The sequence below is a fragment of the Ruminiclostridium papyrosolvens C7 genome (assembly GCF_000421965.1).
GTDB classification, from domain to species: Bacteria; Bacillota; Clostridia; order Acetivibrionales; family DSM-1351; genus Ruminiclostridium; species Ruminiclostridium papyrosolvens_A.
Genome location: NZ_ATAY01000028.1, coordinates 24,481 through 49,521, shown reverse-complemented (window position 1 = coordinate 49,521; position 25,041 = coordinate 24,481). Strand labels below are relative to the sequence as shown.

Here is a 25,041-nt window from a genome sequence, read left to right as displayed (position 1 = left end):
GGTGACAGCGATGCTAATATTGCATACTATTGCCTTCACAAATTTCATATAACACCCGGTGAGTTTTTGAAGCTTCCAAGAGAGGAAAGGGCCTTTATAACTGCGGCTATTCAGATTAAAATTGAAAACGATAAAAAGGAAATGAACAAAAACAAGCCAAGAAAAAGGTAGTATAAAATAAAAGGCACTCCGTAATGGGGTGCCTTTTTCATAAAGGTAGGTGATATAAATGGCTACAGTAGCGAATTCATTACAGTTGATTGGTGGGACTACAACCGCATTGAGTACGGTTGTAAAGCCTGTGATAGAAATCATAGATAAAACTCAGGAGCTTCAGAATCAGTTAAAAAAACCCTTTAATATGAGTGGATTCAGGGAAATTGCAAATGTGGCGAGACTAATTGCAAAGGAATTTTATGCAGTTCAGGATCAAGTCAAGGAGTCTATTGATTCCATTGAAAAGATGGCAAAGGTTAAGGATATTTCATCCAAAATTTCATCAGGTATGGAAATGGTGGATAAATACTCAAACCAGAATGCTAGACTTTCAATGATGACTGATAAGCGCCAGAGCACAGGAGAATTACAGCACAAGGTGTATTCTGCAGCGAATAATTCAAGAAGTACTTTTGACAGTACGGCTGCAACTGTGACAAAGCTTGGGCTTTCGGCTAAAGGAAGATTTAAAGATAATAATGAAATCCTTGGCTTTACAGAACTGATGAATAAGTCTTTTGCCGGGGCCGAGTCAGGTGAGGCTACAAAGGGCATTGATAAAATAACAGATGCAATGGTATCCGGAAATCTAAAGGGAGAGGACATGGCATCTGTTTTCCAAAATGCACCTGCAATGGGGCGGGCAGTCTCAAATTACACGGGACAGTCTCAGCAGCAGCTTATTGCCGGAAACGGTGTTTCGGCAGAAGTTTTGAAAAACTCAGTATTGAGCGCTTACGACCAAATTAATGCAAAGTTCGCCACAATGCCCGTAACCTTCCAACAGATAGGTTCAACTATTAAAAATACTCTGTTTGAAGCATTTATTCCTGTATTGCAAGCAATAGCAAACGCTGCTACGTGGGTTTATAATAACTGGGCCACAGTTGCACCTGTTTTCTGGGGAATTGCTGCGGCTGCAGGTGCTTATGCAATAGGGCTTGGTATTTCGACTATAGCTACAACTATGCAGAAAATAGCACAGGATGGGTTAAATGCATCATTGTTCACTTCTCCATTGTTTTGGATTGCATTGGTAATAGGAGTAATAATAGGTCTTATTTATAAATGGGTTCAATCTGTAGGCGGAATTCATGTTGCATGGCTGATTGTGGTTAATGCTATTCTCATTTTATGGGATGCTCTGAAAATATCATTTTTTACAGGTGTGTACTGGGTTATTGATCTCTGGAATTTAATGATGGCGGGTATGAAGTCGGCAGGTGTTGCAATCCAGAATTTTATGGGTGATATGAGAGTAGGTGTACTTACCATTCTACAGAACATGGTAAATGGCGCAATTGATATTATTAATAAGTTTATTGGATTACTGAACAAAGTACTTCCAGAGGTATCCATTAAGGCTGTTAGTCATGTGACGTTCGGAACTGAGGCAAAAATCCAGAATGAAGCCGAAAAGGCAGCCAGAGAGGCAGACCTTAAGCAGTACAACCAGAAAATAGATTCAATAAAGCAGCAACATGACGTTGATATACTTAAACGTCAAGTTGAGGCGGGTGCAAATATGCAAAAAAGACAAGACAACATTGAGAACGCAAAGGCCCAGGCTGCTAAAAAGGACAAATCAGCTTCAAATTTCAATGTACCCGGATATAACTCATTGAAAAATCCCGCTTCCGCTAAAGCCGGCGGTATTGCAGATAGCGACACGAAAAATCATATAGCCAATACTGCTGCTAACACAGGTGCCATGAAGGATTCAATGCAAGTTTCCGAAGAGGACTTGAAGTACATGAGGGACATAGCTGAACAGGAGGTAGTAAATAAATTTACTACTGCGGAAATCAAGGTGGATATGACTAATCATAACAATATCAACAGTAACCTTGATTTAGACGGGATTGTTTCATATATGGAGCAGAAGGTTTATGAAACAATGTCGGTAGCAGCAGAGGGGGTGTATAACTGATGCCTTACCAAATCTGGCTGGGAGGGGTTCGGATGCCTGTTGCCCCTTCAAAGTTTGAAACAAAAATCAAGAATCAGAATAAGACTGTCAGTCTGATTGACGGGAGTGAAGCAAGTATACTAAAGGCTCCGGGATTAACGGAGTTTTCCTTTGAATTGCTCATTCCTCAGGTGAATTACCCTTTTGCAGACTACCCTGATAAGGAATTTGTAAATCCCAAATATTATCTGGACCATTTCAGCCGTTTAAAAAAGGATTGTAAACCATTTAAGCTGTATATTGAAGAAGAGATATCCTTTAAGGATAAATTTGTGCGTAAAATAACAAATACATGGGTTTCTCTTGAAGAGTACAGTATAACAGAGGATGCAGGAAACGGTCTTGATTATACCGTTTCTATGACCCTCAAACAGTATAAGCTATGTACCGCACTAAAATATCCGTTAGAAGGCATTAAACCCGCTAGAGGCAGTAAGAAATCCACCCCTGTCAAACCTAAAACCTATAAAGTCAAAAAGGGAGACACCCTCTGGGCCATTTGTAAAAAATATCTGGGTGACGGCTCAAAGTATCCTCAGATAGCCAAACTGAACGGAATCAAAAATCCTAACCTTATCAGAGTAGGGCAGGTGATTAAGCTTGGTTGAGTTAAAGATTCAGAATGGTTCTACGGTGTATCTGCCTTGCATTGAGGATGAAATCACATGGGAGACCTCCAGAAAAGGTGTTCCGGGTAAGCTGGAATTTTCAGTGGTAAAAGACGAAATAATTAGCTTTCAGGAAGGCAACTTAGTGCAACTAAAAGTAGACAATAAAAAGGTTTTCAATGGCCATATTTTCACTAAAAAGCGCAGCAGCGATCAGATTATAAAGGTTACTGCATACGACCAGTTAAGGTATCTCAAAAATAAAGACACAAAGGTATTTGAAAACCGTACGGCAAGCCAGATAATCAAAAGCTTGGCAGATGACTTCCAACTGGTAACCGGAACCATTGAAGATACAGGTTATGTAATTGAAACAAGGGTTGAGGATAACAAGACATTAATGGATATGATTCAAAGTGCCCTTGATATTACAATGCAGAATAGGAATAAGATGTATGTACTGTTTGACGACTATGGGGCTATAAGCTTAAAGAGTATTGATTCCATGAAACTTGACATTCTTATCGAAAAGAGCACAGCTGAGGATTTTGATTACACCTCGTCTATTGACTCAAATACCTACAACCTTATAAAACTGGCCTACGATAATGACAAAACAAAGAAACGTGAAATTTATGAGGCCAAGGACAGTAATAAAATTGCTGAGTGGGGACTTCTTCAATATTATGAGAAAGTTAATCAGAATACTAATGCTAAAGCCAAAGCTGACGGACTTCTTAAGCTGTATAACAAAAAAACCCGCAACCTTTCTGTTTCCAATGCAATTGGAGATATCAGAGTCAGAGGGGGGTGCCTTTTTCCGGTCTGGTTGGAGCTCGGAGATGTGAAGGTTCAGAACTACATGCTTGTGGAGACCGTAAAACACACCTTTAAGAGCAACCAGCATTATATGGATATCACATTGAGGGGCGGTGATTTTGTTGCCTAATATGGTTGAAATTATCAAGATGGCGGCAATAGATGCGGTGAATGATTCAAAACCTACAACTGTTGTTTTTGGGAATGTTCTAAGTACCGCACCAACTGCAATCAGTATTGATCAAAAGCTGATTTTAAAGGAGGCCCATCTGATATTTACCAATAATGTAAAAGAACATGTGCTGGAAATATCGGATGAACTGGGGGAAAAAAGGAAATTTACAGTTCATAACGGATTGACAGTCGGTGACAGTGTGATAATGGTTCAGATACAGGGCGGACAAAAATACCTTGTTTTTGATAAGGTGGTGAAGGAATGATTCCAACTTTAAATGATGATTTACAGCCTGATTTTGAAGTCTGTCAGCAGCCGGGCAGAACCTATAAAATGAATCTTGAGGAAATGAGAATCGGAGGTTCTGTTGACGGGATTGAGGCGATTAAGCAGGCAATTTATAAAATTCTGAATACTCAAAAATTCCAGTATTTGATTTACAGCTGGGATTACGGGATTGAATTAACAGACCTTTTTGGTGAATCCACGGCACTTGTTTATTCAGAGATAGAAAACAGAATACGGGAGGCTTTGCAGGAGGATGACAGAATTACGGACGTGAGAGACTTTTCTTTTGAGTCAGGTAAACGTCAGGTTTTGGTCAGATTTACTGCATACACTACGGAAGGTACTGCTGATATTGAAAAGGTGGTGATGGTTTAAATGTATGAAAATGTAACCTATGAGGTACTTTTGAAAAGGATGTTGGATCGGGTTCCTGATACGATTGACAAGCGTGAGGGCTCGGTTATTTTTGATGCGTTGGCTCCGGCGGCTGCAGAACTGGCCCAAATGTATATTGAAGCAGACGTAATATTGAATGAAACCTTTGCCGATTCAGCGTCAAGGGATTTTTTGATTAAAAGGGCTGCGGAACGAGGGATTGTTCCGACGGAAGCTACCAATGCAATTTTAAAAGGGGTATTTAATATTAATATTCCGCTGGGTTCAAGGTTTTCTTTGGGAAACCTTAATTATGTTGTTACCGAAAAAATAAGAGAGTGTGAATTCAAGCTCAAATGCGAAACTGCCGGAGCAGAAGGAAACAGATATTTCGGAATGTTGATTCCAGTGAACTATATTGAGGGACTGACAAAAGCGGAAATTACCGAACTGCTTATTTCGGGAGAGGATGAAGAAGATACCGAGCAACTTAGAGCCAGGTATTTTGCAACATTAGATTCACAGGCTTTTGGGGGTAATATGTCCGACTATAAGGAAAAGGTAAATCAGCTTCAAGGGGTTGGGGGTATTAAGGTTTATCCAGTATGGAACGGCGGTGGTACGGTTAAACTTGTGGTTGTAAGCTCCCAGTTTCAAAAGCCTTCAAATGATTTAATCACCAGTATTCAATCCCAGATAGACCCTTTGAACAGCCAAGGCGAAGGTGTAGGCTTTGCACCTATCGGGCATGTAGTTACGGTTATAGGTGTAATGGAACAGAAGGTTGACATAACACTGAACCTGACATACCGTGAAGGTTGGAATTGGGAGGACGTAAAGGGGTATGTGAACACGGTTATCGATAATTATTTTAATGAGTTAAGTAAAGCGTGGGCTGACAGTGATAATCTCATAGTCAGGATAAGCCAGATTGAAACCCGTCTGTTGGAGATTGAAGGGATTTTGGACATTTCGGGGACAAAAATCAATGGTATAGAGCAAAATCTGATGCTTGATAAAGATGCTATTCCGGTCAGGGGTGATGTTATTGGATAGGGAAATCGATATTTTGAACTATCTGCCGGAGTTTTTACAGGATTTCAGGGAATTCCGAGAGCTTGCTGCTTCTGAAAATCCTGAAATCCGGTCCCTTTGGGGCAGGCTGGGCAATGTGCTGAAGGAGCAGTTTATATACGATTCCACCGAAAACGGAGTAAAGCGTTGGGAAGCAATCCTCAAAATAAATCCAAAAGGCTCTGACAGTCTAGAGGTGAGGAAATTCAGGATTCTGACAAGACTCAATGAAAAGCTGCCCTATACTTGCAAAAAATTGGCACAGCAGTTGGAAACGTTATGCGGTGAGTCGGGCTACTCACTTGAACTAAAAAATGATGAATACAAACTTATAGTAAGAGTGGCACTGACTGCTAAGTCCATGCTTGCCGAGGTGGAAAAGCAGTTGAAAAGAATCGTACCGGTCAACATGTACGTTGATTTGAGCTTGCTCTACAAACAAAACTCATCTTTGGTCAGCTATACCCACGCTCAAATGAGAGAGTACACACATGAACAATTAAGAAGCGAGGTGTTTTAATTATGGCAGTAAATACGGTTAACTACAATTTAAAAAAGCCATCCCAGGAGGATTTCTACAACATTGGGGATCACAACGGGAATATGGATATTATTGATACACAGATTAAGAAGATTGAAACGGAGCTGGAGGGGCATGTGGGGGATACGCATAATCATGTCCCGCATTTGGGTACCACAGTTAACAACGGTAATACATACACAATTGATAGCGAAAAAAATATTTCAGACGGTTCAAAATTCAGTGTTAAATTTAATGCTATTGCCACAGGGTCAGCCACTTTGAATATTTCATCTGATGGATTAGCAAGAAGCTTAAAAAAACCCAGTGGTGAAGATTTTAAACCAAAGGCAGGCATTTATTCTTTTATACGGGACGGAGAAAATTTTCAGTTATTGGGTGAAGGGGGGGCAGATATTATTCCTATTTATTCCGGCCTAGCAAAAATAACACGGATAGATGAAAGCAAGGGTAGTGCCGAATTTTATTCCTCAGGTACATTAACTTGGTCAACGGTACCTCAGACAGTTGATATATTCCTCGTCGGTGGGGGAGCTAATGGTGAAAAAGGAGGTGATATGAGTGGAGATAACTACTTCGGAGGTAACGGCGGAGGCAGTGGATACACAAGTATGTACATGAGCGTAAACATCGAGGCAATTACAACTATAATAGTAGGTTCTGGGGGAATTATTGGCGGGCAAAGCAAAGTTGGAACAATATATGTTGCAAATGGTGCTTCCGGACGAATTGGTGGTAGCAATGGTGGATTTGGAGGATTTATAGCCGAAAGAGCAGCAACAAATGGAGGCTCAAACGGAACACCAGGTCAGGGAACATCCACATGTGATTTTTTTGGTACTATTCATGCAGCTGGAGGTGGAGGAGGAGCATCTTCATTTAGTTCCAATAATAAACCTGGAATTGGCGGTTTTGCTAACGGAACTGGAGGTGCCGGAACGAAAGGCGGTCTCGGGTCTGGTGGACAGGTAGGAGATGGCGGTACCGGTGGCGGGGGCTATGGAGGAGGAGGAGGTGGTGGTGGCTGTGGTTCTGGAATAGGTGGCTCTGGAGGCTCAGGAATAGTAATAATTCGATGGGGGTATTGATATGGATTTAGCTTTAAGATGTGCCATATTGGCAGAAGATAAGACTACAGTTGAAAATATAATAATTGCGGATCAGTCATTCGCTAATTCAATAGGGGCTATAGTATGTGGTACGATTGATGTGACTAAAGGAGACAAGTATGAGGACGGATATTTTTATCGTGATGGAATTAAACTCATCCCGGATTTAACTGAAATTGAAAAACTCAGATTCATAGTAGATAATTTAATAGTAGATAACCTAAAAGTGCAAAGCCAAATAGATATAATTATAGGCAAAAAGGTTACAGAAGGTGGTGATACCTAATGTTTGAACGATTAAGCTACTTATATAAAGCTGGTAGGCTTACGGCAGAACAGCTGAATATTGCGGTGTCTAAAGGCTGGATAACAGAAGCCCAAAAGGCTCAACTAATTAAATAGTACATAATAGCAAAAAAGGATTACCCACAGCCCGGGTAATCCTTTTTTTAGCTTTATGCCGTGTAGAAAGGAGGTTTGTCAATGACTGGAGAGTGTGGCTATCGTTGTATAAATGAGGAAAGAATTAGAACGCTGGAGCAAAACCACACCGAGACAAAAGTGTATGTTAAGGAAATAAAAGAGGATTTGACGGAAATAAAAACAGATATCAAAAAGAGAAACGAAGCAGAAACCAAAACATGGTCTCCCATTGTACTGGAGCTTATCAAAGCACTCACTACCGCAATAACAGTAATCGGGGCCATAGTAGGGGCTTTGAAATTTTCGGGAAAGTGAGATGAGATAACATGCCTTGTGTAAAGTTTAAATATCAGGATGAATCATGTGTGTACCCAAAACTAATAAATGCTGTAAATATAATGTGTATCGCAAAAGGCCGGAACTGCCTCTGTACCTCAGGTTACAGAAGTGTTGAAAAGCAGAGGACCATAGCAAAAGAGGTCTTGGCAGGTAATCCCGGCAGCCATCAGAGAGAAGACGGCTCTGTGTACAGTAAAAACGGAGAGTGCCTTGCTGCTGCTTATGGTAAAAGTAATCATTGTTATTGTATTGCAATGGATATCTGCGACAGTTGGTTTAAATTACTCGAGAATGAGGAGTTGAAAAAATACGGACTTGTAAAACCCATGAGCTATGAACCATGGCATGTTCAACTTCTGGAACACACCGGGTTAAGCCTATCACAAAAGGAAGCGATCAGAGACAGTGTTTTTAAGGGAGTGAAAAAAGACATGACGGTAAAGGAATTTCAAGCAGTGACGGGACTTGCGGTAGACGGGATCGCAGGCCCCAAAACAAAAGGGAAAGCACAAGAATTAGTTAAAGTATGTCAAAAGATACTTGGAAATAACTTTGAATCGGCAGAGGAAACTGTTCGAATTACTCAGAAAAATCCTGAAATATGGTTGGAGAAGCTTAAAACAGAACAATATTTCCCTGATTTCGTGATGAATATAGTTGAAAGAATGAAAGGAGAACGACTATGAAGGAGAAAATTGCAAAGCTAATTGATGTAAAAACAATAGTTACCTTTGTTCTGGTAGGGGCATTAATCGGGTTCATTGTTACAGGAAGACTGGAGGCCAAGGAGATAGTACCTTTGACTACAATGGCGGTTTCCTTTTTCTTTGCGGTTAAACTCAATAAAACATAACAGAGTTTACCATAATTGTATTTAAAAATAAACAATGGAAAAGGGGTTGAATGAAATTAAGAACAGTATTATACTATATAAATAGAACATATGTTCTGTTTATGACAAGGAATAAGTGCGAGTACTAATTAAATTGGAGGTAAAAGGCTGATGGGAAACCAAAGCAGGGGTAAATTAATTGATAGTATAGTAGAAGGCAGAATCACTTCCGTATGCAATAGAGAATGTCTGAATATAAGTTATATGGAACTTCAGAATCAATTAATTGAAACCAGAAAGCGGATAGCCGGTGATTTACGTGACGACAAGCTAAGACTTCTGGAAATATACGATAAATTGAACAACGATATATCCGAATTAGTATTCAAGGCCTTATACATAGAAGGGTACAAGGACGGAAAGAGTTAGTACTATCTCTATACCAGTGTAATAGCGAAAATATGCATATTGGGAAGGTAGGGAAGGGAAATACCTTTTACCCTACCCGGTTTGTTCAGTTTATAGGTTTTTGCAAATATTTTTACTTTGGAATTATGAACCTGTATTTTGCCGTCAAGCCGTTCACAAGCCCTACCCTCCCATGCGACAGATTCACCATACAGAGGGGCAAAAACCAATTCTGTAAAGCCTATATTAACTTCTTCGGTACTACCGTCAATAAACCTGAGAATTATTGATTCCTTAAAGCTTCCGAAGTCAGCGGTTCCAAGCAACATTATATTGCTGCAATCAACTGGAGAAAATTCCATTTCCTGTCCGGAACATGAAACGTTGTCATACCGGCTTTCAAGAACCTTTGGAAATTTAAACTTCATGTTATCAATTTCCCATATTTCATCAGAAGAGATATCATCAGAAACAAAAAACATTCCTGCACCATTCAAATTTGATTTGCCGGTTTCGTCCAATAAAGCTCCAAAACCCTTATTATTGAAATAATTTGATAAATCTAAATAAGAATAGCTGTTAAAATTCATCTTTTCAGGTTTTTTTGATACGCTATCAATTTTTTTAAAGACATTGCTATTAATATGTGAAGTACCGGATGCAGTTTTAATCAGAAGATTGAAAGTTTCTTTTTCAATATCAGAGATTTCCCTGATATGAGGTGGGATTTTTGATTTAATAATTGCCTCATTCTTAGTCAGAATAGCCTTTGTTAGAATTCCTCTCAATACATCCCATTTATAGCTTACCTTCTTAAGCTTTTCAGAAATAGGGAGTAATTCTAGGACATCGTACTTTGCAGCCGTATGCTCAAGAAATCTTGCATATTGAACCCTTCCTCGATTTAAAGATTGGAGGTTAACGTAGTAAGGCATGTCAATAACTCTCTTGATTGATTCTGTTTCTTTTTCTATACAAAATCCTTCTTCAACACTAGCTGCAAAATCTTCCATACTATTGAAAATATTTTTCCCACCGCTTTCACCGTTAAGCTTTTTTGAAAAGTTTAAGATAAGCTCTTTCCAATTGTAGTCAAATATTTCATCATTGGTTATTTCAAATGTAAACAATACTCCAAGATATCCGCTTATAAAATCATTAAAACTAAGTATGGCATCTTTTTGTAAAAAGTAGGGATCGGTGCAGTAAAAAACTTCTTTTTCAGTATCAAAACCGGTAATGAGGAACCAGTGCTTTCCATGTTGGTTCTTATTTGGGTCCCATGAATAATAAAATGTGTCCATAAAGATTCCGGAAGGATTGCCGTTCATAATATGGCTGATAATAATCTTGATTACATCTTGAGGATTATTATTATCATCAAAAGAGATTTTAATACCGTGATAGAGCTGATAAAGATCATATACTTTGCCTCTGTCATCCTTTATAGAATTACCTGTACCATTTAATTTATATTTATCAATATCAAACCAAAATCCCCATGCTTGAGAATACATTAAAATATAATCTCGATGGTAGAAATTTGATACAGAAATCATACATTCTTCGAAACAATTTGCAAAGTCGCTGTGAAATGGTTCGATATCAAGCTGTTTGAAAAAACTCATGTTAAAACCCCCACTTTACAAATCAGTACTACTATTACCAGTTTTAGCAACTGAAGCATTTAATGTTATTTTATAGAAATATTTTCATAAATACAAGTTCAAACGGTAAAGAAATAAAAAAGCATATTAAATCGAAAAAATATTATATGTTTTTCGACTAATATGCTTGAATAATTATTTTTCAAGGACTGTTACTGCTTTAATAATTACTTTTTCCGCAGGAAGTGAAACTTCACCTGAATTCGAATCTAATTCTACAGGGGTATTTGTAATTTTGTCCAATGTTTCCTCACCGCTTGTCAGCTTACCAAATGCAGCATATTCGCCGTCAAGGGTTGCTGACGTTTCATCCATTATAAAGAACTGGCTGGATGCAGAATCAGGATCACCGCTTCTTGCCATAGATATAATACCCTTGGTGTGCTTTAAGGTGTTTTGCGTAAACCCATTTGAGCTGAATTCACCTTTTATGTTCTTGTCTGAGCCTCCTGAACCGTTACCATCTGGGTCACCGCCCTGTACCATAAATCCCTTAATTATTCTGTGGAAGGTCAAGCCATTATAAAAACCGGATTCCGCTAACGATACAAAGTTCTTTACCGTTTCGGGAGCGTATTCCGGATACAGTTCAAAAGTCATCTTATCTCCATTTTCCATTTCAAACTGAATTTTGGGATGACCCGAAGGCTGGTTTGAGCTTCCCTGTGAACCCGGCTTACCACAGCCGGAAAGTAAGACGGTAAATATAAGTCCGGTAATTATGAAAAAAGCTGTTTTTTTAATAAGGTTTTTAATCATTTTAAATCCTCCTATGTGTAATAACTATTAAAAGGCCTAGCTATATATAATTAAATAATATTATTGTGTAAAATGTATATACTTTTTGTAAATTTATTTAGAATATTGTCTCCATTTAGTGAATTTAAAATTCTTTTTAAATAATACTTGCAATTTTAAAAGTAATGTGTTAAATTATAATAGTTGTCGGCGGTAATGAATAAAACTTCTAACTGCTGAACATACTTATAAATACAGTCATCGCGGGATGGAGCAGTTGGTAGCTCGTCGGGCTCATAACCCGAAGGTCGTTGGTTCAAGTCCAGCTCCCGCAACCATGAATGAAAAACTTCCAAGGTTTTAACTTTGGAAGTTTTTTCGCCGTTCTCACTAAATACGTCTAATAACCTACAGAATAATTTTGTTTATGTTACATACAATAATAAAAATTTATGGACATGGTGATTATATTGGGCTTATGGAAAAGAGATAAAAATAATGCTAAAAATAAGTCCGTTGCAAACGGAGAAAAGTCTGAAGCAGGCAGCATTTCATCAACATTATCAAAAAATATAGACCTGTTCAGGAATATCTTTCGAGATGATGATACCTTTATTGTAAGGAATGTTGAGAACCAAAACAATAAGTCAATAAAATGCTGCATTCTTTTTATGGAGGAAATGATTGACACTACTGTAGTCAGCGAAAATATACTCCGGCCGATTATGCAGGATAACAACTTGAAAAATAATAATGACATCTTAAATCAATTTCAGAATAGAGTAATTACATCGGATAATATCAAGAAAAGTTCAGATGTAAATTTATTAACAAATTCAATACTAAAAGGTGATACTGTTTTGTTGCTTGAGGATTCTTCCGAGGCATTGATTATCAGTTCGATTGGAGTAAAGAGCAGAGCTATTCAGGAACCGGAATCCGAGAAGCTTATAAGAGGTCCGAGAGAAGGGTTTACAGAACCTTTAATGATTAATTTGTCATTGTTGCGAAAAAGATTGGAAACTCCGGATCTAAAGTTTAAGTTTATAAATTTGGGCACCAAGACCAATACAAAGATATGCATTTGTTATTTGAATAGTTTAGTAAATCGTAAAATTTTAAATGAAGTGGAAACGAGACTCAAGAGCATCAAAATTGACGGTGTCCTTGCAGGCGGTTATATAGGAGAACTTATTAATGATGAACCATATTCGCCTTTCAAAACAGTGGGAAGCACTGAACGGCCAGATGTTGTTGTAGGAAAGCTGTTGGAAGGGAGAATAGCTATTATTGTAGATGGAACTCCTGTTGCACTTACAGCTCCTCACTTGTTTATTGAATACTTTCAGGTTAACGAGGACTACTATATAAATTATTACTTCTCATCAATAAGCAGAATGCTAAGAATACTAGGATTTATACTGACAGTAAGTGTCCCGGCGATATACGTGGCCCTTATGACTTTTCATCAGGAAATGATACCTACACCCTTGCTGATAAGTATATCAGCTGCAAGGCAGGGAGTGCCTTTTCCGACTATAGTCGAAATAATGTTGCTTTTAATAGTCTTTGAAATATTAAGAGAAACAGGTACCCGAATGCCAACCAATATAGGACAGGCACTCAGCATAGTCGGCGCATTAGTATTGGGGCAGGCATCTGTACAGGCAAAAATTGTGAGTGCACCTATTGTTATCGTTGTTGCAATTTCTGGAATCACCAGTCTTATGATTCCCAAAATACAGGGAGCTGCAATTATTTTGAGAGTTATATTTCTGCTTTTAGCTGCATTTTTAGGTTTTTATGGTCTGATTTTCGGTATTACCGGTGCTTTATTGCACCTGTGTGAGATGCGGTCCTTCGGGGTACCCTATTTGTTATATTTAACTTCTATGAATCCATATGACTTAAAAGATACTATAATAAGAGCTCCATTATGGAATATGAAAAAAAGACCTAAATTGATTTCTACCGATAATATGGTAAGACAAGCGATAGGGAGAAAAAAATGATTAAAAGATTATTTTGTACTCTATTAATGCTTAATGTAGTTGCTGGGCTTTGCACAGGGTGCTGGAACTACAGGGAAATAAACCAGATGTCAATAGTAGCAGGAGCCGCAATTGATAAAATCTCTGACGGTAAATATAAGTTGAGTGTTGAAATTATTGATTTGAAAACAGGAGGAGTAGAAGCAAAAGTACACTCTAAGAAACTGGAATGCTACGGAGCCTCAGTTTATGATGCTATACGCAATGCAATTAGTATTAATGCCAATAAACTTTATTGGGGTCACGCTGAAATTCTTATTATAAGTAAAGACGTTGCCAAGGAAGGAATAGTAGAAATACTTGATTGTTTTAGCAGGGATCCTGAACCCAGGCTGACAATTGATATTCTGGTTTCTAAGGAAGAGACCGCAGAGAAAATACTGGATTCGCAAAGTATTACAACAGAAGTCCGTACTTTTGAAATAAATAAGATGCTTGATCTTGAAAAAGAATTGGAGAAATCCCCAAAAGTTGAAATATATGAGTTTATAAATTCCTTGGGAGAATCGGGTATCTCACCGATAATGCCGGTTATAGGATTGACGAAAAACTCGGGGCAGGAGACATCACAGCTATCAGGTACAGCAGTTTTTAAAAAGGACAAGCTTGAGTATATGTTCGATCAGGAAGATACTAAATACTATCTGTTCGTAATAAATAAAATTAAGGGAGGCATTTTAAATGTAAAGGGTGGTGCTGATAATATTACGTTAAAAATTATAAAAAGTAAAACCAAATTAAAACCTGTATACAATAATGGAAAGTTGTACTTTGATCTAAATATTAAAACAAAAACTTCCTTGAGCGAAATTAATAATACTACTAAGTTTGGCAATGTTAAAGACGTGCAAAAAATTAAAGCTGAAGCACAAAGTGAATTGAAAAAGGAAGTTGAAAACATTATAAAAGCTGCCCAAAATGAATACGGCATCGATATTTTTGGGTTTGGAAAAAGTGTAAAGCAGGATATTCCGGATTTATGGAAGAAAATTGAGTCTGATTGGAATACTGTTTTCAAGAATGTTTCCGTAAGTGTAAATGTTGATATTGACATAAGCAATTCAGGCTTACTTTCCAGAAAAATTATGATGGGAGACTAGGAATTGGCTTACTTTTTATTGTTCAACATTATTATAATTTTCTATGTCATAAAGGACCTTATCCAAATATTCAAAAAAAATAAAAGACCTGTTTTCTGGGTATTTGTCTCATTTTCTGTGATGGTATATTTTAGCTCAATATTAATTGTATTTGATATAAGAACTCCAAGTTTCTCGAAATATTTAAAGGAGTTAGTTATTATGATTTGGAATTTAGATAGAATTTGATACTTTTGGTAATGTAGGAAGGAAGAAAATATGAGTAAAGAGATAGTTTCTCAAAAGCAAGCTTCAGCCGTAATAATTATGTACACATTAGGCAGTACACTTGTACTTGGTGCAGGAGGATTCGCTAAGAATGATGTTTGGCTTGCAATTTTAATTTCAATACTGATGAGTGCTCCTATTCTATTACTTTATTGCAAGATTCAAATGTTTTACCCTGGTAAAAATATATATGAAATTTTTGATAGTGTTTTTGGCAAGGTAATAGGTAAGGTTATGTCGTTGGTGTTTATTTGGTACTCTTTTCATCTTGGTTCACTTGTAATTAGAAATTTTACTGAGTTTATAGTAACTGTTTCACTACAAAAAACTCCTCAGAACATTGTCGGATTATTTATGATTTTTTTATGCATATGGGCTGTAAGAGCGGGTATTGAAACGATTGGCAGGTGGACAGCTATTATGCTTCCTGTTACTATATTCGTAATTTTCGCCGTTACCTTGCTGTTTGCACCTCTATTCAATTTTAAAAACCTAAAACCGGTACTTTATAATGGAATGGGCCCTGTTATTGATAGTGCATTTTCAGTATTTGCATTCCCTTTTGCAGAGACTGTAATTTTTTTGGCAGTTCTTAGCCATCTTAAGGAGCAAAAGAGCGTTTATAAAGTCTATTTTTTAAATTTGCTAATAAGCGGAATATCCATATTACTGGTTTCTGTTCGTACACTTTTGACTTTAGGAGTGCCTAATATATCAATTCTGTTTTTTCCGACATTTGCTTCCGTGCGTCTTATAAACATAGGGGATTTTTTGCAAAGGATAGAAATAACAGTTGCTATGGTTTTTCTTTTTGCAGGATTTATTAAGATTAGCATATGCTTATATAGTACCAGCATTGGTATAGCACATTTGTTCAGATTTAATAGCTATAGACAGGTAGTGGCACTGCTAGGGCTTGCTATGTCAATTTTATCAGTAATAATCTATAGTAATACTTCGGAAATGTTCGACTGGTCTGATAAGATTTATAAGTATTATGCTTTTATTTTTCAAGTTGTTCTCCCTGGTATAACTTTTATAGTAATTGAAGCCAGAAAAATGTTTTCTAGAAAAAGGAAATTACAGCAATCTAATTGAATAAATGCCCCACAAGGATTGGTGTAATGATATTAAATTATATGTGTTTACAAAAAGTTCATTGTTTATATATTATTTATTAATATTGTGCTGTTAATATAAGTACATAAACTTTTTTTCATTTTGTTTTTTCCTCTTATTAAATTATTTTTATGAAGCTCCGTTTTATAAACGGGGCTTTATTTATGTGGTGGGAGCCTAAAAACTTCCAAATACTCTTTTGTAATGGCATAGTAAATCAATTATTATAGGTGTAGGTTCTTTATGAGTATATTGATTTTAAAGTATTTGTTCTAAGCCATATTGACAAATCAAATTATAGATGCTATATTGTGAATGAAAATAAAAAAATTCATTCATGGAGAAGATGATTGTGGAAGATAAAAAGACGTTAATATACGCTTGTGCGAAAGAATTGTTTAACAATAAAGGTTTTAAAGATACAAACATATCTGAGATTACACAAAAGGCAGGAATGGCTGTAGGAACGTTTTATAAATATTATCCGTCAAAAGAAAAACTCTTCATGGATATTTTTCTTGAAGAAAACGCTAAGTTAAAAAAACAAAGTTTGCAGTCGCTTGATTTAACCCGGAGTCCGTTGGAGGTCGTGGGGCAAATGCTAGCGCTGAATGCGGAAGGCACTAACGCAAATCCCATTTTGAAGGAATGGTATAACAAAAGTGTTTTTGAAAAAATAGAAAAACTTTATCGTGAGGAAAACGGGCTTGGAGCGGTTGATTTTCTGTATGACGGCTTCCTTGAGCTTGTGAAGGAATGGCAAGCTCAGGGGAAAATGCGTAAAGACATTGACAATAAAATGATTATGATGATTTTTGCCGCTATAATAAATATAGATACGCATAAGGAAGAAATCGGACTTGAATACTTTCCACAGCTTTTGGAAATTATGACTAATCTAATTATGAAAGGCCTGATGGACTGCTCTGAATAGAAGAGCAGTTTTTTTGCGACAGATAGTGAACGAATAAAAATGTGTTCATTCATTTACGTACATTAGATGGAAGGAGGATCAATATGTTACAATTCGCAGTTACAGAGGACAGCAGCGTTGGTATGAATACTGATATTACATATAGGGTATTTGGTGAAAAGGCAGAATTGGCAGTTGCCGATGCAAAAACGGAGCTTTCACGACTGGAGAATAAACTAAGTCGCTTTATACCTGACAGCGAGATCAGCAAGATCAATCTGTTTGCAGGAAAAGGGCACGTAAAAATCAGCTGTGAAACTTATGAGGTTCTGTCATTTGCACTCCTGCTTTCTGAAATCTCCGAGGATTTGTTTGATATAACAGTAGGACCTTTGATTGATCTATGGGATTATAAGCATTCATTCCATGTACCGGAGAAAGCAAAAATTCAGAGTGCTCTATTTAAGGTCAATTTCCGCGATTTGCTGTTGAATTCACAAGATAAAACGGCCTGTCTTCGGAAAGCGGGACAGTCAATTGATTTAGGCGGCATCGGAAAAGGTTACGCCAGTGACCGCTTTATAAAAATACTTCAAGAGCATGGTGTTTCCTCAGCTTTTATCAATATTGGAGGAAATGTATCCACGCTTGGGAAAAAATCTGACGGTTCTCCGTGGAGCGTGGGTATCCGGCATCCCAGACGGGATAATTGCCTGCTTGGCGCAGTAAAGGTAACCAGCAAAGCAGTGGTTACCTCAGGTGATTACGAGCGGTATTTTATTGACAGTACGGGTGAGAGGCAGCATCACATCTTAAATCCAGTCACTGGATATCCTGCTGAATCAGGCTTAATCAGCGTTACTGTGGTTAATGATAACGCAATGATTGCGGATGCATTGTCTACTGCAATATTTGTAGCCGGCATTGATAAAGGATTTGAATACTTGGAACAGTTTCCCGGAGCAGAAGCGGTTCTGGTGGACAATCGTCAGCAGGTTTTTATCACACAAGGCTTAAAAGAGTGTTATCAAACTGCTGAGGGTATTAAAGTAAACATGATATGGAAGGAGCACGCAAAATGAGCAAAATTGTAAAAAGAAAGGGGAGAAGCAAAGTGTGGGTTATAATACTGATTATTGTAGCAGTAATTGTATTCGGATCAGTGGGAGGAATTCTCGTAGACGCACCTGGACGGCGTGAAATCGGAGAGCTTTCATTTGCACCTATAGACTTTAAGAACCTTCGCAATGGAACCTATGTCGGTGAATATAAAGGTACAAAGTCTCATTTCAGGGATACAAAAGTTGAGGTAACAATATCTAAGGGTGATATCTCCGATATCAAAATATTGAAAGGAGCCGTGGATAAGGAAGGAAAACCAGCAAATTTAAAAGGTGGTCAAAGTATGGAGGATGTATTTGACAATGTGATTAAATTCCAGACACTTCAGGTAGATGTTATAAGCGGTGCCACACTTACCTCCAAAACACATCTCAAGGCACTCGAAAACGCTCTAGAGCAGGCACAAGAGACTTAATTGAGTTCTTTCAAAAATCTAAAGAGTTAAGGAATAAAGGTAAAGACTGTTATTTGTATCGAGCGGTTGACTCTTTTGGAAAGACAATAGCAGGAATTGAAATAATGCATATGATTTGAAAGGGACAGATTGAAGAAGTTCAATGTGTCCCTTAGAGGTTAAATTTATAATAGCTTAAAAGACTAGCTTTCTGATTTTGAATCAGAGCCATCCTATTTAAGATTGTATTTTTCAATGGCATAATCTTTTAACATAAATTTTTTAATCTTTCCGCTTGCCGTAGTGGGAAATTCTGTTACAAATTCGATATATTTAGGGATTTTATACTTTGCAAGATTATCTTGAATAAATGAAACTACATCCTCCCTGGATAAAGTATGTTTATCTTCAATAATTAAAAAAGCACATATCTCCTCTCCAAGGTTTTTGTCAGGAACACCTACGACTGCGGCTTCTTTTATAGACACATGCGTTACTAATAACTCTTCGATTTCTGTAGCTGATATATTCTCACCACCTCTGATGATTATTTCTTTTACTCTGCCAATAATCTTACAATAGCCGACCTCATCTTTAATAGCTAAATCTCCAGTGTGTAGCCATCCATCCTTGTCTATACTCTTTTGTGTAGCCTCTTGGTTTTTGTAGTATCCCTTCATAATATATTCTGTTTTAGTGATAAGCTCTCCCACTACACCATTAGGCACTTCTTTTCCGGTAGCAGGATTTATTATTTTTATTTCTGTTCCGAACATACCCCGCCCTACAGTGGTTATTCTCTTATCAAAAGGGTCAGAAATGAGAGTTTGTGTTATCCCCATAGCTTCTGTTTGCCCATAAACGATACAGAGTTCTTTCATGTTCATTTTATCCATTATTTCGTTCATGAGGTCAGGTTGGCAATAAGAGCCGGCAATCATCCCTTTTCGAAGACTAGATAAGTCGAAGTTGTCAAAGTTGGGATGGGAAAGAAGAAATTTAAACATAGTAGGGACTCCATTTAATCCCGTACACTTTTCTTTGTCCAAATATTCAAGAACTTTTGTTGTTTGAAATCTATCCACAAGTACTATTGTTGACCCATATAACAAGCATTGAATAGCACTTAAAACACATCCCATTACATGAAAGAGTGGGAGACAAACAAGTAATCTGTCTTTCTCAGAATAATCAAGGTTTTTCCCTGAAATGATAGCATTATTAATGATATTGTAATGCGTGGACATTACGGCTTTAGGATTTCCTGTAGTACCTGAAGTGTATTGAATATTTGTTGTATCATAACATTCCAAAGATTTACTTCTTTCAAGTAATTCGTCATCGGACACATCTTTGCCCATTTCGATAAGTTTCTCAAGAGACATCAAATTTTTGTCTTGACCATCTAAACTTATAACACTATTCATATCAGGAAGGGCTTTACTTGATAACTTTCCTGGGAAACAATATTTGAGTTCTGGGCATATAGAATACACGGAATCAGCATAATTGTTTCCATTATACCCCTTTGAGAAAAAGAGAACTTTTGAATTTGAATGTTTTAAATTAAATTCAAGTTCATGCTTACTGTAATCTATGTTAATACATACAAGAACTGCCCCGATTTTGGCGGTCGCAATTTGAAGTGCAATCCATTCTGGACTGTTCAATGACCAAATTGATAAATGGTCTCCTTTCTTTATCCCTAGTTTCAGTAGCCCTTTTGCTATGCCATCATACATTTTCTTAAAATCTCTGTAAGAATACCGAACATTTTTGTCCCTGCAGACTATGGCTTCATTGTTTTCATATTTGATACACATTCTGTCAATGATGCCGCCAATTGTTTCTTTGGAAAAATCCTCCTTTTCATTCCGAGACATACACTTATATGTTGGATCCCAATATTGCATATATTCGCCTCCAAAACTCACATCTATCATCACTTATTTCAAATCCAGCAAAATATCCTCATAGATTTTTACTAAAAATTCAATGTCAATCTTTGCTTATCAAATTTAGCTTAATATATATCATTATATGTTTACATAAATTAAAAAGTGTAAACCGAGTTCAGAAATTATTACCTTTACCTTATCAAAATTATTTCTTACAAGACAAAGCAGAACAATATACCTTAAAAAAGTCCATTTTCGATATTAAAATAGTTTGACAATGTAACATATATATTTATATTTACATAATATAAATTACTGGTTAACTATTTAAACTCATGGTGACAGGATAGTCGAAAATATTTAAATCTAATTGATGGGAGCGATTTAACATGAAATTCAAATTAAAGATTCCATTATATCCCTCGCACGAAAATATTAATAATATATTTTTAAAATTTATTGGAATAAATAAGGCAAAACGTAAAAAAATCAAAATAAGTCCAAATTGTATACCGGCTGATGGGCATGATATATGTAACTATGTTGCTCGTTATAAAATGGCAAATTTTCAGATTCAAGCGGTAATGAAGCTCGATGGCAGGCTGGATTTCGACAAACTATCAAAAGCAGTAGGATTATCTTTTGATGTTGAGCCTGTTTTCGGGTCCCGTTTTGTTAAAAGCACTCATCCTTATTGGAAACGTATAAATGACATTGACTGTGTTGAATTTTGTACATTTGAGGAAACTGACAATCCGGATGAGGCTATTCAAAAATTTCTAGATATCCCTTTGGATCTGGATAGAGGACCTATGGCCAAGGTAAGACTGATTCGATCAGGATCAAGCGAGACATTGTGTATGAAAGCCAGCCATGTATGCTGTGACGCCGCTGGTGCGAAGGAATATTTTTTGCTGCTTGCAGATATTTACTCTCAAATCGATAAAGAAAACAGCGATTATACTCCAGTACAAAGTATACGAGATAAAAATGACCAGATTAGACTGTTTAAGGCACTGGATATAGATGTTTCACATGCAAATTCTTTGAAATCAAAAATAGGGCTGCCATTGTGGAATTTTCCATGGAGAAACAATCGGATAGGTGCTACCCGATTTGTTGTCTGCAAACTTCCAAATGGTCAGTTGGAAAAAATGAAAAACTACTCAAAAGCCAGAGGTGCAACAATCAATGATTTGATCCTAACTGCTCTCTACAGGGTTATGTTTGAAATATCCAAACCTCCATGTAACGTACCAATGGATATTCCTATAACACTTGATTTACGTCGCTATCTTCCAGATCAGAAAGCTGAGGCAATAAGGAATTTTGCCGGTGGATATGTAACAACAATAGCCAGAAAAAAGCACGAATCTTTTTCAGAAACCTTGTCCAGGGTAATGGCTACGACAAAAAAATTGAAAGACGGTCACCCGGGAATAGAAAATGCCATATGGGCAGAACGTGTTGAAAATATGAATTTCTGCAAATTCATCAGCTATTATAAAGCCTCATCACAAATTGTTGATATGGCTTCGAATAATCCTTTTTATGTTACTAACAAGTGTGGTATAGTATTAGCAAACCTTGGCTTTGTGTCTAAATCACCAATTAAATTTGGCAAACACAACGTTACTGATGCATATATTATCCCGCCACTTGTACGTGCTCCCGGAATTCTCCTTGTTGCAAGTACTTATAATGGTATAATAACGCTATCAGTTGGTTATTATAAGCCTTCAGTTCATCGTAGCGTTATGGAGAAACTCCTTGAAAAAATCAAGGATGAATTGATAGAAGGTTGTAAACAACCATCCGAAGAGTAGTATAATATTTGATATACGAATTTGTTTAAAGTTTCAGGTAAAAAAGAGGGTTCTGATACAAAAATAAATTATATGATAATATTATAGGCGAACAGCTTGCTTTGTATCTTGCGTCTATGGACATTGGTGCTTTACGGTTTGGAAAAGGAAAGCCCGAGGCAAACCAAGAGATGTGGCAATATACGGATTCCTGTGGCCGTGATACATTCGCATGGGCTATACAGATGGCACAGAAATATAATACCTGTATTGGAGTCGGATATCTTAATAAGAATAATGGAACAATGAGGGTGAAGACTTCGGACAATTTGACTAATCCTAAATAATCAGTTGTAATTATAAAAAAATACTCCTCTACGGTTATTAAATTTTGGAACCGTAAAGGAGTATTTCCAATGTTTAAAACATAGGTTTTTGAGCCTTGATCCATATAATTCCCTACACCATAATCGTTAAGCTGATTTTGGATTTTTACAATAATAGAGCCATCATCCAGCGTTTTCTCGTCTGTGATTCTAAACTTTGTCCTTTACGTACCAAGAAGCATACTACCCCCTACTCACCATTTATCATCAGAAACGGCGGAGGAGATGTACCCATCTACCTCCCTCACCGGTATTCCCAAAACTACGGATATCTCTCCATGCAGAAAGCTTTTCGCTTTATCAGCGTATTCAAGTTCACCTTCCATAAACCGTCCGTCCTGCTGTCTCAAATAGACAGACTTGATAACCTTTACCCACTCGACTTCGTCAAACTCATTTAAGGCATCTACATAAAATTCTTTGCGGATCTTATCATTGGGAGCTTTAATGGTAGTAATAAAGCCAACCCGGTCAATTAGCTCCAATAGCTGTTCCTTAGAAGTTACTTTCCGAACAATTTCTTTTGAATCAGCAACAGGGACAGTTATCATTTCTTCTGATTCATGCTTTTGCAGGTGATACTCATTCCCAATAACATCTATAACCTTCCAAACACCACCCCGTACACAGAGGACGAATTCACCGACATTAAACAATCTCATCACCTTCTTCTTGCTTATTTGTATTGATTTCAATCTGCTCCGTGATGAAAGGAATTATTTCTTCCCGCTTAATATCCAGAACAAAAACAAACTCATCATACAGGGATTTTTCAGCATCTTTTAAAAACTTTTCGTCAGAAGCATACAGCTTTCTACCTAAGCTCTTCAAGTCCTGTTCTCTTAGGTGAAGGGTCTTGATGAGTTTCACAAGAGCACTGCGGTCAGAACCTGACAGAATGTTCCTATAGAATTCCTTTCTTTCGTTCTCATTCTCAATCCAGATTGTATCTCCGTCAGGCATTTCCCTAATCAAGGAATAAATTTCTTCAACTGAGAGGATACGTCGCATCTTTTGTTCAGCTGTTTCATTTCCCACGGGAAAATAAATGGTAGAACTGTTTTCGAAAACAGGCTTTAAAACATAGTAAGGACGAGTGTTTGAATCAATCGTCATATCCTGTATTCCCTCAATCTTACAAATACCATGATTTCCATATATAATATTGTCACCGACTGAAAACATATAACTCCTCCTACCTCTAAAATAAAAAGTATTTGACTAAAGTCTCGTATACATACTGTATAGCGGATTTTAGCGCATACTTTAATTATAACATTTTTAAAGTTAAAAATCTCAAAGAACATTTTTGAAAAAATTTAGCAAAGTTAACGTTACTATTAGGCAAAATGAATATATAATTGTGTAATAAAATATATTAGTCAAGTATACAACTTTGGGAGGATAAGATGAAAATATCAAGTAAACGTCTCAGTTTCAGATTCTTTACACATGAAGATTTTCCATTATTCTATTCTGTTTTTTCAAATGAAACGGTAATGAGATATGCGTGGATAGATAAAATAAGCAGTGAAGAAAGTGCATATACCTTTTTTGAAGGATTCATAAATACCGGAGAGGAGGTTAACAAAGACGGCTCCTATGCCTTTGCGGTTTTTTCCAAAGAGGGAGATGGGTTTATAGGCTTTGCGGACATACAGATACATAGCAGGAATAATTCAGGGGGCTGCGGAGAGATCGGATACTTTTTGCTGCCTGAATACTGGGGAAAAGGTTTTGCAACAGAGATTGCAAATGCATTGATAGAATTTGGCTTTACAAGGCTTGGACTTCACAAGTTATCTGCCAGATGCAATTCAAACAACCTTAAATCAGAAGGAATTATGAAAAAGGCCGGTATGACCTTGGAAGGTGAGCTACGCAAAGTAAGATTCAAAAACGGAAGTTGGGATGGTGAAAAAAACTACGGAATCCTTTTAGAAGAATGGAAGGTAGCTAACCATTAAATTCATCATTTTAAGTATGTTTGGCACATTTAGGGCATATACCCGAAAATTCCAGACTATGACCTGTTATGGTGAACCCGGTTTGTTTAATGAGGCTTTTTTCAATATTTGATAAGGGACAATCATCAATGGGCACAGTTTCATTACACAAGGTGCATACCAGCTGATGCTTGTGCTGATGGCTGTTTAACTGGTAATATGTTTTGCCATCCTGACTAAGGTTCTTTAAAAGAATTCCTTTTTCAGAAAGAGTCCCCAGAGTTCTGTAAGCAGTTGACAGGCTCATATGAACATTCTTGATAACATGTGAGTATATTTCTTCTGCCGTCAATGGTACAACTGAATTTTCCAGTACCGCAAGTATAGCCGTACGGCGCTTAGTGGTTTTCAAATCTGAGGATTTTAGAACATTTTTATCCATAATAGCTGCTCCTGTTA

Annotated in this window: 29 protein-coding genes and 1 tRNA gene; 24 read left to right on the top strand and 6 right to left on the bottom strand. The window is 37.1% G+C overall.

What is annotated here, in order from left to right:
- Nucleotides 1–229: 229 nt before the first annotated feature.
- From L323_RS29500 to L323_RS29450, 14 genes are all read left to right on the top strand, one after another.
- Nucleotides 230–2,146 carry a tape measure protein gene (locus L323_RS29500; protein ID WP_020815250.1) on the top strand — a complete coding sequence of 639 codons (1,917 nt, stop codon included), beginning with the start codon at nucleotides 230–232 and terminating at the stop codon, nucleotides 2,144–2,146.
- A complete protein-coding gene (locus L323_RS41895) occupies nucleotides 2,146–2,793 on the top strand; it encodes a LysM peptidoglycan-binding domain-containing protein (protein ID WP_020815249.1) in 648 nt (215 codons plus the stop codon). Before L323_RS29500 ends, L323_RS41895 begins: the two co-directional genes overlap by 1 nt.
- Nucleotides 2,786–3,742 carry an XkdQ/YqbQ family protein gene (locus L323_RS29490; RefSeq protein ID WP_020815248.1) on the top strand — a complete coding sequence of 319 codons (957 nt, stop codon included), beginning with the start codon at nucleotides 2,786–2,788 and terminating at the stop codon, nucleotides 3,740–3,742. Before L323_RS41895 ends, L323_RS29490 begins: the two co-directional genes overlap by 8 nt.
- 1 nt (nucleotide 3,743) lies before the next feature.
- Nucleotides 3,744–4,052, top strand: a complete 309-nt coding sequence (locus L323_RS29485; protein WP_347498649.1) for a DUF2577 domain-containing protein — start codon at nucleotides 3,744–3,746, stop codon at nucleotides 4,050–4,052.
- Nucleotides 4,049–4,450, top strand: a complete 402-nt coding sequence (locus L323_RS29480; protein ID WP_020815246.1) for a DUF2634 domain-containing protein — start codon at nucleotides 4,049–4,051, stop codon at nucleotides 4,448–4,450. Before L323_RS29485 ends, L323_RS29480 begins: the two co-directional genes overlap by 4 nt.
- A complete protein-coding gene (locus L323_RS29475; protein WP_020815245.1) occupies nucleotides 4,451–5,506 on the top strand; it encodes a baseplate J/gp47 family protein in 1,056 nt (351 codons plus the stop codon).
- Entirely contained in the window at nucleotides 5,493–6,044 is a 552-nt protein-coding gene (locus L323_RS29470) for a putative phage tail protein (RefSeq protein WP_242835262.1), read from the top strand. Before L323_RS29475 ends, L323_RS29470 begins: the two co-directional genes overlap by 14 nt.
- A gap of 2 nt (nucleotides 6,045–6,046) precedes the next feature.
- Nucleotides 6,047–7,153 (top strand): hypothetical protein, encoded by a 1,107-nt coding sequence (locus L323_RS41485; protein ID WP_020815243.1) that lies wholly within the window; start codon nucleotides 6,047–6,049, stop codon nucleotides 7,151–7,153.
- 1 nt (nucleotide 7,154) lies between these two features.
- Nucleotides 7,155–7,460: a hypothetical protein gene (locus L323_RS29465; RefSeq protein WP_020815242.1), complete on the top strand. Its 306-nt coding sequence runs from the start codon at nucleotides 7,155–7,157 to the stop codon at nucleotides 7,458–7,460.
- Nucleotides 7,460–7,576 carry an XkdX family protein gene (locus L323_RS40765; protein WP_020815241.1) on the top strand — a complete coding sequence of 39 codons (117 nt, stop codon included), beginning with the start codon at nucleotides 7,460–7,462 and terminating at the stop codon, nucleotides 7,574–7,576. The genes L323_RS29465 and L323_RS40765 overlap by 1 nt, the downstream gene beginning before the upstream one ends.
- Before the next feature lie 81 nt (nucleotides 7,577–7,657).
- Entirely contained in the window at nucleotides 7,658–7,912 is a 255-nt protein-coding gene (locus L323_RS29460) for a hypothetical protein (protein ID WP_020815240.1), read from the top strand.
- 11 nt (nucleotides 7,913–7,923) lie between these two features.
- The gene (locus tag L323_RS29455; RefSeq protein WP_020815239.1) at nucleotides 7,924–8,622 is read left to right on the top strand and encodes a peptidase M15; all 699 of its coding nucleotides are present in this window, start codon (nucleotides 7,924–7,926) and stop codon (nucleotides 8,620–8,622) included.
- On the top strand, nucleotides 8,619–8,789 hold the full coding sequence (locus L323_RS41315; protein ID WP_020815238.1) for a hypothetical protein: 171 nt from the start codon (nucleotides 8,619–8,621) through the stop codon (nucleotides 8,787–8,789). The genes L323_RS29455 and L323_RS41315 overlap by 4 nt, the downstream gene beginning before the upstream one ends.
- A gap of 150 nt (nucleotides 8,790–8,939) precedes the next feature.
- A complete protein-coding gene (locus tag L323_RS29450) occupies nucleotides 8,940–9,197 on the top strand; it encodes a hypothetical protein (protein ID WP_020815237.1) in 258 nt (85 codons plus the stop codon).
- An 8-nt stretch (nucleotides 9,198–9,205) separates the two neighbouring features.
- Here L323_RS29450 and L323_RS29445 read toward each other — a convergent pair whose 3' ends face one another.
- Together L323_RS29445 and L323_RS29440 are read right to left on the bottom strand one after the other, a co-directional pair.
- On the bottom strand, nucleotides 9,206–10,804 hold the full coding sequence (locus tag L323_RS29445; RefSeq protein WP_020815236.1) for a hypothetical protein: 1,599 nt from the start codon (nucleotides 10,802–10,804) through the stop codon (nucleotides 9,206–9,208).
- A 174-nt stretch (nucleotides 10,805–10,978) separates the two neighbouring features.
- Nucleotides 10,979–11,602, bottom strand: coding sequence for a peptidylprolyl isomerase (locus tag L323_RS29440; protein ID WP_020815235.1), 624 nt, complete (start codon nucleotides 11,600–11,602; stop codon nucleotides 10,979–10,981).
- Nucleotides 11,603–11,843: 241 nt separating this feature from the next.
- Between L323_RS29440 and L323_RS29435 the strand changes: the two genes are divergently transcribed.
- The 7 genes from L323_RS29435 (at nucleotide 11,844) to L323_RS29400 (ending at nucleotide 18,568) form a co-directional block, all read left to right on the top strand.
- Nucleotides 11,844–11,919 (top strand) — tRNA-Met (locus L323_RS29435).
- 114 nt (nucleotides 11,920–12,033) lie between these two features.
- Nucleotides 12,034–13,593 carry a spore germination protein gene (locus tag L323_RS29430; RefSeq protein WP_020815234.1) on the top strand — a complete coding sequence of 520 codons (1,560 nt, stop codon included), beginning with the start codon at nucleotides 12,034–12,036 and terminating at the stop codon, nucleotides 13,591–13,593.
- Complete coding sequence (locus tag L323_RS29425) at nucleotides 13,590–14,732, top strand: Ger(x)C family spore germination protein (protein WP_020815233.1); 1,143 nt, start codon at nucleotides 13,590–13,592, stop codon at nucleotides 14,730–14,732. Before L323_RS29430 ends, L323_RS29425 begins: the two co-directional genes overlap by 4 nt.
- Before the next feature lie 258 nt (nucleotides 14,733–14,990).
- Nucleotides 14,991–16,097 (top strand): GerAB/ArcD/ProY family transporter, encoded by a 1,107-nt coding sequence (locus tag L323_RS29415; protein WP_020815231.1) that lies wholly within the window; start codon nucleotides 14,991–14,993, stop codon nucleotides 16,095–16,097.
- Nucleotides 16,098–16,470: 373 nt separating this feature from the next.
- A complete protein-coding gene (locus tag L323_RS29410) occupies nucleotides 16,471–17,052 on the top strand; it encodes a TetR/AcrR family transcriptional regulator (RefSeq protein ID WP_020815230.1) in 582 nt (193 codons plus the stop codon).
- Nucleotides 17,053–17,135: 83 nt separating this feature from the next.
- On the top strand, nucleotides 17,136–18,113 hold the full coding sequence (locus tag L323_RS29405) for an FAD:protein FMN transferase (protein WP_020815229.1): 978 nt from the start codon (nucleotides 17,136–17,138) through the stop codon (nucleotides 18,111–18,113).
- Entirely contained in the window at nucleotides 18,110–18,568 is a 459-nt protein-coding gene (locus tag L323_RS29400; RefSeq protein WP_020815228.1) for an FMN-binding protein, read from the top strand. The genes L323_RS29405 and L323_RS29400 overlap by 4 nt, the downstream gene beginning before the upstream one ends.
- A 212-nt stretch (nucleotides 18,569–18,780) precedes the next feature.
- On the opposite strand, the gene L323_RS29395 is transcribed toward L323_RS29400, so the two are convergent.
- Nucleotides 18,781–20,460: an AMP-binding protein gene (locus L323_RS29395; protein ID WP_020815227.1), complete on the bottom strand. Its 1,680-nt coding sequence runs from the start codon at nucleotides 20,458–20,460 to the stop codon at nucleotides 18,781–18,783.
- Between the two features lie 374 nt (nucleotides 20,461–20,834).
- Between L323_RS29395 and L323_RS29390 the strand changes: the two genes are divergently transcribed.
- A complete protein-coding gene (locus L323_RS29390; RefSeq protein WP_020815226.1) occupies nucleotides 20,835–22,271 on the top strand; it encodes a condensation domain-containing protein in 1,437 nt (478 codons plus the stop codon).
- 101 nt (nucleotides 22,272–22,372) lie between these two features.
- Nucleotides 22,373–22,597: a hypothetical protein gene (locus L323_RS41610; RefSeq protein ID WP_020815225.1), complete on the top strand. Its 225-nt coding sequence runs from the start codon at nucleotides 22,373–22,375 to the stop codon at nucleotides 22,595–22,597.
- Nucleotides 22,598–22,830: 233 nt separating this feature from the next.
- On the opposite strand, the gene L323_RS29380 is transcribed toward L323_RS41610, so the two are convergent.
- Nucleotides 22,831–23,298: a hypothetical protein gene (locus L323_RS29380; RefSeq protein ID WP_242835261.1), complete on the bottom strand. Its 468-nt coding sequence runs from the start codon at nucleotides 23,296–23,298 to the stop codon at nucleotides 22,831–22,833.
- The gene (locus tag L323_RS29375) at nucleotides 23,285–23,821 is read right to left on the bottom strand and encodes a CarD family transcriptional regulator (protein WP_020815223.1); all 537 of its coding nucleotides are present in this window, start codon (nucleotides 23,819–23,821) and stop codon (nucleotides 23,285–23,287) included. The genes L323_RS29380 and L323_RS29375 overlap by 14 nt, the downstream gene beginning before the upstream one ends.
- Before the next feature lie 224 nt (nucleotides 23,822–24,045).
- On the opposite strand from L323_RS29375, the gene L323_RS29370 reads away from it, so the two are divergent.
- Entirely contained in the window at nucleotides 24,046–24,603 is a 558-nt protein-coding gene (locus tag L323_RS29370) for a GNAT family N-acetyltransferase (RefSeq protein ID WP_020815222.1), read from the top strand.
- Between the two features lie 10 nt (nucleotides 24,604–24,613).
- Here the strand turns inward: L323_RS29370 and L323_RS29365 are convergent, their stop codons facing one another.
- Nucleotides 24,614–25,024: a Fur family transcriptional regulator gene (locus tag L323_RS29365; protein ID WP_020815221.1), complete on the bottom strand. Its 411-nt coding sequence runs from the start codon at nucleotides 25,022–25,024 to the stop codon at nucleotides 24,614–24,616.
- Nucleotides 25,025–25,041: the final 17 nt, after the last annotated feature.

What these genes read in the sequence shown, in the direction of transcription:
- L323_RS29500 (WP_020815250.1), top strand. Translation starts at nt 230, where the DNA reads ATGGCTACAGTAGCGAATTCATTACAGTTGATTGGTGGGACTACAACC.
- L323_RS41895 (WP_020815249.1), top strand. Translation starts at nt 2,146, where the DNA reads ATGCCTTACCAAATCTGGCTGGGAGGGGTTCGGATGCCTGTTGCCCCT.
- L323_RS29485 (WP_347498649.1), top strand. Translation starts at nt 3,744, where the DNA reads ATGGTTGAAATTATCAAGATGGCGGCAATAGATGCGGTGAATGATTCA.
- L323_RS29480 (WP_020815246.1), top strand. Translation starts at nt 4,049, where the DNA reads ATGATTCCAACTTTAAATGATGATTTACAGCCTGATTTTGAAGTCTGT.
- L323_RS29475 (WP_020815245.1), top strand. Translation starts at nt 4,451, where the DNA reads ATGTATGAAAATGTAACCTATGAGGTACTTTTGAAAAGGATGTTGGAT.
- L323_RS29470 (WP_242835262.1), top strand. Translation starts at nt 5,493, where the DNA reads ATGTTATTGGATAGGGAAATCGATATTTTGAACTATCTGCCGGAGTTT.
- L323_RS41485 (WP_020815243.1), top strand. Translation starts at nt 6,047, where the DNA reads ATGGCAGTAAATACGGTTAACTACAATTTAAAAAAGCCATCCCAGGAG.
- L323_RS29465 (WP_020815242.1), top strand. Translation starts at nt 7,155, where the DNA reads ATGGATTTAGCTTTAAGATGTGCCATATTGGCAGAAGATAAGACTACA.
- L323_RS40765 (WP_020815241.1), top strand. Translation starts at nt 7,460, where the DNA reads ATGTTTGAACGATTAAGCTACTTATATAAAGCTGGTAGGCTTACGGCA.
- L323_RS29460 (WP_020815240.1), top strand. Translation starts at nt 7,658, where the DNA reads ATGACTGGAGAGTGTGGCTATCGTTGTATAAATGAGGAAAGAATTAGA.
- L323_RS29455 (WP_020815239.1), top strand. Translation starts at nt 7,924, where the DNA reads ATGCCTTGTGTAAAGTTTAAATATCAGGATGAATCATGTGTGTACCCA.
- L323_RS41315 (WP_020815238.1), top strand. Translation starts at nt 8,619, where the DNA reads ATGAAGGAGAAAATTGCAAAGCTAATTGATGTAAAAACAATAGTTACC.
- L323_RS29450 (WP_020815237.1), top strand. Translation starts at nt 8,940, where the DNA reads ATGGGAAACCAAAGCAGGGGTAAATTAATTGATAGTATAGTAGAAGGC.
- L323_RS29445 (WP_020815236.1), bottom strand. Translation starts at nt 10,804, where the DNA reads ATGAGTTTTTTCAAACAGCTTGATATCGAACCATTTCACAGCGACTTT.
- L323_RS29440 (WP_020815235.1), bottom strand. Translation starts at nt 11,602, where the DNA reads ATGATTAAAAACCTTATTAAAAAAACAGCTTTTTTCATAATTACCGGA.
- L323_RS29430 (WP_020815234.1), top strand. Translation starts at nt 12,034, where the DNA reads ATGGACATGGTGATTATATTGGGCTTATGGAAAAGAGATAAAAATAAT.
- L323_RS29425 (WP_020815233.1), top strand. Translation starts at nt 13,590, where the DNA reads ATGATTAAAAGATTATTTTGTACTCTATTAATGCTTAATGTAGTTGCT.
- L323_RS29415 (WP_020815231.1), top strand. Translation starts at nt 14,991, where the DNA reads ATGAGTAAAGAGATAGTTTCTCAAAAGCAAGCTTCAGCCGTAATAATT.
- L323_RS29405 (WP_020815229.1), top strand. Translation starts at nt 17,136, where the DNA reads ATGTTACAATTCGCAGTTACAGAGGACAGCAGCGTTGGTATGAATACT.
- L323_RS29400 (WP_020815228.1), top strand. Translation starts at nt 18,110, where the DNA reads ATGAGCAAAATTGTAAAAAGAAAGGGGAGAAGCAAAGTGTGGGTTATA.
- L323_RS29395 (WP_020815227.1), bottom strand. Translation starts at nt 20,460, where the DNA reads ATGCAATATTGGGATCCAACATATAAGTGTATGTCTCGGAATGAAAAG.
- L323_RS29390 (WP_020815226.1), top strand. Translation starts at nt 20,835, where the DNA reads ATGAAATTCAAATTAAAGATTCCATTATATCCCTCGCACGAAAATATT.
- L323_RS29380 (WP_242835261.1), bottom strand. Translation starts at nt 23,298, where the DNA reads ATGAGATTGTTTAATGTCGGTGAATTCGTCCTCTGTGTACGGGGTGGT.
- L323_RS29375 (WP_020815223.1), bottom strand. Translation starts at nt 23,821, where the DNA reads ATGTTTTCAGTCGGTGACAATATTATATATGGAAATCATGGTATTTGT.
- L323_RS29370 (WP_020815222.1), top strand. Translation starts at nt 24,046, where the DNA reads ATGAAAATATCAAGTAAACGTCTCAGTTTCAGATTCTTTACACATGAA.
- L323_RS29365 (WP_020815221.1), bottom strand. Translation starts at nt 25,024, where the DNA reads ATGGATAAAAATGTTCTAAAATCCTCAGATTTGAAAACCACTAAGCGC.